This window comes from Aliihoeflea aestuarii, assembly GCF_024105665.1.
GTDB classification, from domain to species: Bacteria; Pseudomonadota; Alphaproteobacteria; order Rhizobiales; family Rhizobiaceae; genus Aliihoeflea; species Aliihoeflea aestuarii.
In genome coordinates, this window is sequence record NZ_JAAAMK010000011.1 from 101989 (window position 1) to 112318 (window position 10330).

The 10330-nt window shown below is 62.6% G+C and carries 9 protein-coding genes; 5 read left to right on the plus strand and 4 right to left on the minus strand.

All coding sequences use genetic code 11. From position 1 onward, the window contains the following. Positions 1-72 precede the first annotated feature (72 nt). Positions 73-1320, minus strand: a complete 1248-nt coding sequence (locus tag GTW25_RS18010; RefSeq protein WP_252913637.1) for a thiolase family protein — start codon at positions 1318-1320, stop codon at positions 73-75. Next, a complete protein-coding gene (locus GTW25_RS18015) occupies positions 1317-3182 on the minus strand; it encodes a feruloyl-CoA synthase (protein ID WP_252913638.1) in 1866 nt (621 codons plus the stop codon). The genes GTW25_RS18010 and GTW25_RS18015 overlap by 4 nt, the downstream gene beginning before the upstream one ends. A 215-nt stretch (positions 3183-3397) precedes the next feature. On the opposite strand from GTW25_RS18015, the gene GTW25_RS18020 reads away from it, so the two are divergent. Then, on the plus strand, positions 3398-3649 hold the full coding sequence (locus GTW25_RS18020; RefSeq protein WP_290128114.1) for an SCP2 sterol-binding domain-containing protein: 252 nt from the start codon (positions 3398-3400) through the stop codon (positions 3647-3649). 94 nt (positions 3650-3743) lie between these two features. Here GTW25_RS18020 and GTW25_RS18025 read toward each other — a convergent pair whose 3' ends face one another. Together GTW25_RS18025 and odc2 are read right to left on the minus strand one after the other, a co-directional pair. Further along, the gene (locus GTW25_RS18025) at positions 3744-4307 is read right to left on the minus strand and encodes a GNAT family N-acetyltransferase (protein WP_290128115.1); all 564 of its coding nucleotides are present in this window, start codon (positions 4305-4307) and stop codon (positions 3744-3746) included. A gap of 260 nt (positions 4308-4567) precedes the next feature. Then, positions 4568-5701 (minus strand): ornithine/lysine decarboxylase, encoded by a 1134-nt coding sequence (gene odc2 / locus GTW25_RS18030; protein ID WP_252913640.1) that lies wholly within the window; start codon positions 5699-5701, stop codon positions 4568-4570. Positions 5702-6236: 535 nt separating this feature from the next. Here odc2 and GTW25_RS18035 point away from each other — a divergent pair. The 4 genes from GTW25_RS18035 to GTW25_RS18050 all read left to right on the plus strand — a co-directional run bounded on the left by GTW25_RS18035 (position 6237) and on the right by GTW25_RS18050 (position 10106). Then, positions 6237-7421 carry an amidase gene (locus tag GTW25_RS18035; RefSeq protein WP_252913641.1) on the plus strand — a complete coding sequence of 395 codons (1185 nt, stop codon included), beginning with the start codon at positions 6237-6239 and terminating at the stop codon, positions 7419-7421. Further along, a complete protein-coding gene (locus GTW25_RS18040; protein WP_252913643.1) occupies positions 7422-8324 on the plus strand; it encodes a LysR family transcriptional regulator in 903 nt (300 codons plus the stop codon). It begins immediately after the preceding gene. Between the two features lie 76 nt (positions 8325-8400). Next, positions 8401-9057 carry a DUF1007 family protein gene (locus tag GTW25_RS18045; protein WP_252913644.1) on the plus strand — a complete coding sequence of 219 codons (657 nt, stop codon included), beginning with the start codon at positions 8401-8403 and terminating at the stop codon, positions 9055-9057. Continuing rightward, positions 9054-10106 carry a nickel/cobalt transporter gene (locus tag GTW25_RS18050; RefSeq protein ID WP_252913646.1) on the plus strand — a complete coding sequence of 351 codons (1053 nt, stop codon included), beginning with the start codon at positions 9054-9056 and terminating at the stop codon, positions 10104-10106. Before GTW25_RS18045 ends, GTW25_RS18050 begins: the two co-directional genes overlap by 4 nt. Positions 10107-10330: the final 224 nt, after the last annotated feature.

Below are 10330 nucleotides of genomic sequence, written 5' to 3' on the forward strand. Positions count from 1 at the left end.
ACTACCGTCATTCCTGTGCTTGTCACAGGAATCCATGCCTTACCCATCAAGGCAGCGCGCCTCCCGCCCCCTTCATGTCGCGCTTAAATTCTCCACCAGAACCGCAATCCCCTGCCCGCCGCCGATACATGCCGATGCGATTCCGTAGCGCCCGCCCGAACGCTGCAACTCACGCGCGACCGTCGTCGTGATGCGGATGCCGGTCGCGGCCAGCGGATGGCCGATCGCGATCGCGCCGCCATTGACGTTTGTCTTCGCCTCGTCGAGGCCGAGTTCGCGGATACATGCCATGATCTGAGCGCCGAAGGCCTCGTTGATCTCGATCCGGTCGATCTCATCGAGGCGCAAACCGGTTTCTTCCAGAACCGCGCGGATGGCAGGCACAGGGCCGATGCCCATGATATGCGGCGGCACGCCGACGGAAGCTCCAGCGATGATACGCGCCAGCGGGTTGATACCGCTCGCCGCCGCCTTCTGTTTCGAACCGACCAGCGCAGCCGCAGCACCATCGACCACGGCGGAGGAATTGCCGCCTGTCTGCACGCCGCCGAAGGCCGGCCGGATTTTCGCCAACGCCCCATAGGGCGACGGGCGGATATGGCTGTCGACGGACACCTCCTCGACTTTTCGCGGCAAACGGATCGAGCGGTCGTTGAAGCCTTCGATCGAGAAGGTCTCGCTCCTCACCTGCACGATTTCGCCGCCGAGCAACCCGTCGTCCTGCGCCTTGACCGCGCGAGCGAAGGAGCGCTCGGCGAAACGGTCCACCTCCTCGCGGGTGATGCCGTAATCCTTCGCAAGGTTCTCGGCCGTGTCGCCCATCGTGCAGGAGCAGGCCGGGTCGAGCAGCGCTTCCCAAAGAAAGTCCTTGAACGCGACCTGCCCCATTTTGAAGCCGTTGCGATGGGTGTAGGCCGCGACGGGGTTGCGGCTCATCGATTCAGCGCCTGCACACAAAACAACGCCCGCACGATCCTGCGTCACCAGATCGGCGGCCTGCAGGATCACCTCGATACCGGTGCCGCAGATGCGCTGGACGAGATGGGCCGGCCGGTCATAGGGGATGCCGGCATAAAGCCCGATATGACGCGGCGTCATATAGGCGTCGAAGGATGCCTGCGCCATCGAGCCTGCAATGGTCGCATCGATCTCGTCCGGGGCGATGCCCACCTTCTCGATCACCGCCCGCGCCGCCTTGATTCCCAGATCGATGGGCGAAATCTCCGCGAATGCGCCGGTGTAATCGACGAACGGCGTGCGAATCCCGTCGTAAAGCCACGCATCCTCGAACGAATAGCGCAATCCGCGATGCTGGGTCATAGAGCGGCCTTTCCGTCGGCGACGATAACGTGAGTGGGCGATGGCTCGGCGTAAAGGTGGTCGACCTGATCGGCTCGCGCGGCCATCACCGCACGTTGGTTGATCGATCCCTTGTCGGTGACCTCGTGCCGGTCGATCGAAGGCGGCGCGTCGAGAATGATCGCGCGCGCCACGAGATTGGAACTGCCGGTCGATTTCGCCGCCAGCATATCGAGACACTTCTGGATTTCGACGCGCACGCAAGGGTGACGCGCGATGGTTTCCTCGTTGGCCTTCGCAAGGTCAGGATCGGCTTTCCGCGCGGCATCGAAATCGAGGACGAGCAGCGCGCCGATATGGTTGCGGTCCAGCCCCGTCAGCACCACGTCGCGCACGAGAGGCGCGCAGGCAGATATGACAGAGCCGCGAACGCCCGCCATGTTGACCCACGTCCCCGTCGAAAGCTTGAAGTCTTCTGATACGCGCCCGTCGAACAGGAACCCCTTGTCGACATCGTCGGGGTCCACGAATTTCAAGGCATCGCCAATGCGATAGAAGCCGTCCTCGTCGAAGCATTCGGCGGTCTTGTCCGGCTGACGCCAGTAGCCCGGCGTGATGCTCGGCCCTTTAAGCCGCAGTTCCAACTTCTCCGCATTCGGAACGAGCTTGAGTTCGAGACCGGGAGCGGGAAGCCCCACCTCCCCGGGCCGCGTGACAGGCCATGTCGTGGTCGATGCGAACGGTGCCGTCTCCGTCGAACCGTAGCCGGTAACGATCATGATCTTTTCGCCGACCGTCTCAATGGCGAGCCGTTCGAGCGCATCCCAAACATGCTGGGCCAGCCCCGCCCCCGCATATTGCAAAAGCTCAACTTTGGAAAAGAAGGTCCGGCGCAATTTTTCATTGCGTGCGAGGTGATCCGCCAGCATTTCGAAACCCTTGGGCACGTTGAAATAGAGCGTCGGCGCGACCTCCTCGAGGTTGCGCACGGTGCGCTCGATCCCCGCCGGCGTCGGGTTGCCGTCGTCAATGTAAAGCGTACCGCCATTGTGAAGAGCGATGCCGAAATTATGGTTGCCGCCGGCCGTGTGGTTCCACGGCAGCCAATCCACCATCACCGGCGGCTTGTCCTTCAGGAACGCGAGCGCGGTGGCGATCATAACCTGATTGCAGGCCATCATGCGATGCGTGTTGATGACCGCCTTCGGCATGCCGGTTGAACCGGAGGTAAAGAGAAACTTGGCCACCGTATCGCCCGACAGCGTCTTTTCGGCTGCATCGACCGCACGATCGGGCTCGACGGCGAGCAAATCATCGAACGGTGTCGTCTTTCGGCCGGCCGGCGCGTTCCGGCCAACGACCAGTTCCATGTCATCCGTCAGCACCGCGTCGAGCGCATCGGCAAACGGCGCACCATAGGCGGTGAGAACGAGACCCGGCGTCAGCAACGAAAAGATGTGCTTCAGCTTGGCGAAATCGCTGGAGACGAGCGAATAGGCGGGCGACACGGGCGCATAGGCGATGCCGGCCATCATCGCGCCGAGCGCCATCAAGCCATGCTCGATCGAGTTTCCAGAAAGAATGACGACGGGCCGTTCGACACTTAAATTCCGCGCGAGCAGCGCTTCGCCGATCGACCGGGCCTTGTCCAGCGCATCGGCATAAGTGAGCCTGCGCCATTCGCCGTCTTGTCCCCGATCTGCCAGAAACACGCGGTCGGGCGCGATTTCGGACCAGTACCGCAGCCGGTCGATCAGCGAGCGCGGATAAGAATCCAGCGGCGCCCTTGCTTTGACGCGAATGACATCACTTTCGCGCATGATATCGGCAGCGAGTTCGCCCATGTTCACCGGGCGCATGCCCGGCATCGAAAGAATCGGCATCGGGCTCCTCCCTGCGATCCACCCAGCGCGATCGATCGCGCAGATTGTTATGATAGATAACGATAACGCCGAATTGTCGCAAGCCCACTTGTCGCGGCGCGATTGTCGTTGACGTAAACGTCAATCGACTGCTACGAATCCTGTCGACGCCGGTCACGATCCGGCCCCGTATCGAGAGGAGTTTTGACGTGGACATCAATGCCGTTGCTGCCAAGATGCAGGAAAAAGTTGCCGATGCGGACTTCAGCAGTTCGGTGAAATTCGACATGGGCGACGAATTCATCGTCATCGACGGCAAGACCGTCACGACCACCGACGCTCCGGCCGACTGCACGATCAAGATCTCGAAGGAGAATTTCGAGCAGCTTATCGCAGGCGAATTGAACCCGACCGCTGCCTTCATGACGGGCAAGATCAAGGTCGAGGGCGACATGTCGGTCGCCATGCAGCTTTCGCAACTCATCTGATCCGGCAAGGCTGGATGAAGCGTCCCTCCCAAGACGCAAAAAGGCGGCCGTGAGGCCGCCTTTTCTTAATTGAGAGTTCGCGATCCGAAGACCGTCAGGCGGCGATCCGATTTGCCGAGCGGACAACCTTGCGGCCGGTCGCGACGAGCGTGCCAGCCGCCCCGTCGAGCGCAGCGGGCTGAAGTTCGAGCGCGAGCAAACGGTGCCGCTCGTAGGGGCCGGGCATCGCAAGCGCGTCTGTCTTGTCTGCCGAAAAGCCGAAGCGGATGTAATAGGCCGGATCGCCGACAAGGATGATCGCGCCATGGCCAAGCCGCCTTGCTTCGGTGATCGCATGGCGCATCAGGGCCGAGCCGATCCCGGCGGATTTCACATCCGAGTCGACGGCGAGCGGGCCGAGCAGCAATGCAGGACGACCGCCTGCCGCAACATTCCAGAGCCGCACGGTGCCGATCACGGCTCCGTCTTCATCCTTCGCAACGAACGCCAGACCGGCCGCGGGCATGCGCCCGCGCCGCAGCTTTTCCGACGACTTCGCCTTCCAGCGCGATCCCATCGCACGATCGAGCAACGCATCGCGCGGCGTGATGTCACCAGCCGTTTCGGCACCAATTTCGACTTGACTAATTTCCCCCCTTGCGGGGAAGCTGCCCGGCAGGGCAGAGGGGGGCAACGTCGAGCGGCACCCTTCATTTTCGAAAGCGCGATCAATCTGCGCACGCACCGGGACAGCGCCTCCCTCTGGGTCGCCACCCATCTCCCACGCAAGGGGGGAGATCAGCCAATCGCACAAATTCGCACTGACTTTAACGTTCCGAAATTCCATCTCCACGATCCTTCACAAGCGGAGGTCTGTTCCACAAGCGAGCCTGCCGGCGGTTCCCCGCCAACAGATTGATCCGAGCACTCTTTCGAGCGTCAGATCACATACGATCGGAGCGGCTCGAAGCCGTTGAAGGCGACCGAGGCGTAGGTGGTCGTGTAGGCGCCTGTCCCCTCGATCAGCACGTCGTCGCCGATGGTGAGCGACAGCGGCAGCGGATAGGGCGTCTTCTCGTACATCACGTCAGCCGAATCGCAGGTCGGGCCTGCCAGCACGCACGGCGCCTTCTCGTCATCGTCGCGCGCGGTCACGATCGGGTAGCGGATCGCCTCGTCCATCGTCTCGGCGAGACCGCCGAACTTGCCGATGTCGAGATAGACCCAGCGCACATTGTCGTTGGCCGACTTCTTCGAGATCAGCACGACTTCCGACTTGATAGTGCCGGCATTGCCGACCATGCCGCGGCCCGGCTCGATGATCGTCTCTGGCATGCGATTGCCGAAATGCTTCGACAGCGCCTGGAAGATCGCCTGGCCATATGCCTGCGCGGTCGGCACGTCCTTGAGGTAACGGGTCGGGAAACCGCCGCCCATATTCACCATCTTCAGGACGATGCCTTCGCCGGCAAGCGTCGCGAACACGCCCTTGGCATCGCCCAGCGCCCTGTCCCAGGCGGCAAGATCGGTCTGCTGCGAGCCGACATGAAACGAGACGCCATAGGCGGCAAGGCCGAGCGCATGCGCGTGGCGCAGAACGTCGACGGCCATCGCCGGCACGCAGCCGAACTTGCGCGACAGCGGCCATTCGGCGCCCTCGCCGTCGGTCAGGACACGGCAGAACACGCGGCTGCCGGGAGCCGCGCGCGCGATCTTCTCGACTTCCTCGACGCAATCGACGGCGAAGAGGTCGATGCCGAGTTCGTGGGCGCGCGCGATGTCGCGCTCCTTCTTGATCGTGTTGCCGAAGGAAATCCGGTCGGCGGTCGCGCCGGCATCCATCGCCATCTCGATCTCGGCGACCGAAGCGGTGTCGAAGGACGAGCCGAGACCGGCCAGCAGGCGCAGGATTTCCGGCGCCGGATTGGCCTTCACGGCATAATAAATCTTCGAGTTCGGCAGCGCCTTTTCAAAGGCGTTGAAATTGTCTGCGACGACATCGAGGTCGACGACGAGGCACGGGCCTGCCGGACGGCGGGTGGCGAGGAAATCGAGAACGCGCTGCGTTGCCATGGGTCTGCTCCCTGACGGCCGGGGCCGCCTGCTGAACTCCCGTCTTCGGCGCGCGGCCATGGACGGGCGGTGGACAAAGGGCGCATGCGACAGCCGACACGGAACCAGCCGGTGGAGACACCGGAACCGTGCGGCCCGCTTGCGCGGCGATGAACCAACGCCTTTTCAAGCGTCAATTCGCTTTGTCTGCCTCAGCTTTGGAGAATGCCTCCGCACTGCCGGCAAGGAAGGTGTGCCTCTTCAGTAACCCCGGTCTTTGGACGACCGGCAGAACACCAGAAAGGCCCGCACCGTCGTTGCTTCAAGATGTCCTCGGACTGGCGGTTGGCCGTCAGACCGACTGGAGGGGTTAGTTCCAGGTACCTTACCGTAGCCCTCACCAAACGAGGGATCGGCGGACACCCACAGGCACGTGCGACTTTGGGCAAGCGCGATATAGGGATATTCGCAGATTCGATCAACGAAAAAATCGAGCGCACTTGAAAATCGGCTGCCGCTGAACGACGTTGCGACCAATGTCAAACGGGAATGAACGATGCCTGCCACGCGCGACGAGCTGAACGCATTTCTCGATTACCTGGAAACACCCGTTGCTAACGCGCCAACCGGCCCGCTCGCGGGGCAGACACTCGGTGTGAAGGACATTTTCGATGTCGCCGGATACCCGACCGGCTGCGGAAATCCCGAATATCCAACGGCCAGGTTCGCGGCCGTAGAGACTGCACCGTCCGTCCAGAAAATTCTCGACGCCGGTGCGCGTTTCGTGGGCAAGACGCAGACGGAGGAACTGGCATTTTCCCTGATGGGACAGAACGTTCATTTCGAGCATCCGGTGAACCCGAAAGCGCCGGACCGCGTGACCGGCGGCTCGTCATCCGGCTCGGCGGCTGCCGTCTCGGGCGGACTTTGCGATATCGCAACGGCCTCCGATACGGGCGGTTCGGTCCGTGGCCCGGCAAGCTTCTGCGGGCTGATCGGACTTCGCGCAACGCACGGCCGCATACCGCTGACCGGCACGATGAAGCTCGCGCCCAGCCTCGACGTGTTCGGCTGGTTCGCGAAGGACGCGGCGGCTTACGGACACGTTGCGGATGTCTTTTTTGGCGAAGCTTCCGCGGCTGAGAAGTCTTTCCGCCCGCTCACACTCTCCGCACTCGACGAACTCGTCCTCGGTCCCGACGAGGCAGCCGAATATGCGCGCATGACCGATCGGGTCGCCAATGTCCTCGGCGCGCCGACGAAAGCCAGGCCGTTCAGCCAGTCCATCGACGACCTCTACTGGATTTTCCGACGAATCCAGGCCTATGAGGCATGGGCCGTCCATGGCGATTTCGTATCGAGCGTAACGAATATGGACCCGGCGGTTCGCGCCCGGTTCGAGTTCGGCCGCGACATGGGATGCAGCGTCGCCGTCGATGAAACGAAGACGCGCAATGCGTTCCGCGACGAAATGGAAAACCTGCTCGGCGACGACGGAGTTCTCGTCCTGCCGACCATGCCGGGCGCAGCTCCCTTCGCCCGCTCGACGGGCGACGAGTTGCAGCAATATCGCGAGCGCGCTTTGCGTCTCCTGTGCCTGTCCGGCCTGTCCGGTCTGCCGCAGATCACGGTTCCGCTCGGCACGGTCCATGCCGCGCCGTTCGGCATCTCGCTTCTCGGGCCGCGCAACAGCGACCGCAGCCTCGTAAGGCTCGCCTCCCGCATTCTCGGAGACGCGTGAATGGACACCCTCACCCGCATGCGCGCCTTTATCGATGTGGTCGAAGCGGAAGGTTTTTCCGCCGCCGCGCGCAAGATCGGCCGTTCCAAGGCGCTGTTGTCGAAATATGTTCGCGAACTGGAAGACGAGCTCGGCGCGCTGCTTCTCAACCGCACGACGCGGCAGTTCTCGCTGACCGAGACCGGCCACACCTATTACAAGCGCGCGACCGAACTCGTGCGCGAGATCGATACGCTCGCCGAGACGGTTCGCGAATCCGCAAGCGATGTGAAGGGCCGCATCAAGCTGACCGCGCCGCGCACATTCGGGGATGCGCAAATCGGCCACTCGCTGGTGGATTTTGCCAAGGAACACCCGGACATCACGCTCGAAATCAACCTCGACGATCGCTTCGTCGATCTTGTCGAGGAGGGGTTCGACCTTGCGATCCGCATCACGCGACTGGCCGATTCCTCGATGATCGCACGACGCCTCGCGCCGTTCCGCGTCAGGGTCTGCGGATCGCCCGAGCTGATCGCGCGCGTCGGCACCCCGAAAAAGCCGCAGGATCTTTCGAAGATGCCTTGCATCATCGACACCAACGGCCGCTGGCTTTCCAACTGGCAGTTCCAGCGCGAAAGCGGCGAGATCGTAAGCGTTCCGGTGTCCGGACCGATCGAGGCGAACAGTCCGCTGACGACACGCGCAGCGGCCTGCGTCGGACTGGGTTTCGCCATACTGCCCGATTTCATTGCCGCGTCCGCCTTGGAGAGCGGCGAACTGGTCGCGGTTCTCGACGAATTTGCGCCGCAGGGCGGCGGCATCTTCGCGGTCTATCCGCACCGGCGTTACCTGCCGGCGAAAATCCGCGTGTTCGTCGACTTTCTGGCACGCTGGTTCAAGGAGCATGAACGCGCCGGCTGAAATCTGCGTCACCGCGCCTCCCCAATCTCGCCGCGTTTCTGCTAGACTCCTTGCGAGCAAATCATTGCGGGGCACGATGGCGATCCGGTTCAGATCTTTCCTGCTTGGTGGCGGCCTGCTGGCGGCCGCGACCTCGCACGCTGATGCCCATCCGCATGTCTTCGCCGAGGCGCGTCTCGAAGTGGCCGTCAAGGATGGAAACGTCGAGGCGCTGCGCCACGTCTGGCGCTTCGACGATCTGTTTTCCTCGACCGTCCTGTTCGAGTTCGATCAGAACCGCGACCTGAAACTCGACCACGAAGAGCTGGAAATGGTCGGTTCGGTAATCCACGAATCGCTCGCCGAGTTCGGTTATTTCCAGTTCGTCACGGCGGACGGCAAGGACATCGCGATGAACGCGCCCGAGAGCATCGTCGCAATGTTCGAAAACCAGCAATTGATGATCGTGTTCGAATCCCGGCCGGCGGAGGTGCTGGCGCTCGACGGCGATCTTCATTTCGGCGTCTACGACCCGACGTTTTATACTGCCATCGACTTCTACGACGACGACAATCTGGTGGTTGTTGCCATGCCGGAAGCGTGCGCCAAAAAGGTGGTGCGCCCCGACCCCGACGAGGCGCTTGCCATGAACCAGCAATCGCTGACCGATGCCTTTTTCAACGACCCGGGCGGCGTGGACATGTCCAAGCTCTTCGCCACACGCCTCGAGCTGACCTGCGGAGCCGAAGGATGATGCGGATTTCGAAGCGGACCATGCGCGTTTTCTTCGCGACCGTCGCAATCGTATATGTCGCGACCCATTTCATGGGCCATGCGCACGCGCAAAGCTCGCTGGGCATCGGATCGGCGGAAGTCGCGGCACCCTCGACGGGCATGTTCGCCGGAACGCTCAACTGGATCAACGCGCAGCAGCAGACCTTCTACCGCTCGCTGACGGGCGCATTGCGTTCCATGCGCGATGGCGGCGGCGGAACGTGGATGCTCGTCGCGCTCTCCTTCGCCTATGGCGTCTTCCATGCGGCCGGGCCGGGCCACGGCAAGGCAGTGATCTCGTCCTACATGCTCGCCAACGAGGTCGCGCTGCGCCGCGGAATCATGCTGTCCTTCGTGTCGGCCCTGCTGCAGGGCGTGACCGCGATCGCCATCATGAGTGCGGCCTTCTTCCTTCTGCGCGGAACGGCCGTCTCGATGACCGATGCCACGCGCTTCCTCGAAATCGCCAGCTTCGCGCTCGTCACCGCCTTCGGCGCATGGCTCTTATGGAAAAAGGCCGGCCCCGCAGTTGCGGCCCTTTTTGGCCGGCGTCCTGCCCATGCCCTCTCGGCGGCGGCGGCGCACGATCATCATCACAGCCACAGCCACAGCCATCATCACGAGCACGACCATTCTCATGACCACGGCGCGGTCTGCTCCTCATGCGGCCACGCCCATGCGCCCGATCCCGCGATGCTTTCCGGCGACCGCTTCGACTGGAGAACCGCCTGGGCTGCGATCATCGCAGTGGGGCTTCGGCCCTGCACCGGCGCGCTCGTCGTGCTGTCCTTCGCCTTTTTGAACGGGCTTTGGGCGGGTGGCTTCCTGTCGGTCTTGGCCATGTCGATCGGCACCGCGATTACCGTGTCGATCCTCGCCATTCTGGCCGTCACCGCCAAGAACTGGGCGGTCGCCTTTGCCGGCGACGGGCGCGCGGGAAATCGCGTTCATACCGGCATCGAAATCGCAGGCGCTGCCTTCGTGTTTCTGCTGGGTCTGACGCTGCTGACGGCAAGCCTGAATGTTTGAGGTCGAGACATGGATTCCTGTGACGAGCACAGGAATGACGGTTGCGTTGGTATCGCTGCAAGTCTCACAGATTGACGATTGGCATTGACCTTAATGCCGTCATTCCTGTGCTGGTCACAGGAATCCTGTGTGTTCGGGGTGGTGTAGAGTGAATGCGGGAAGGATACCGTCGGAATCCTGATCCGCCTGCTGGCGAGACCGAGGCTTGGCCGGGTCCCTTCCCG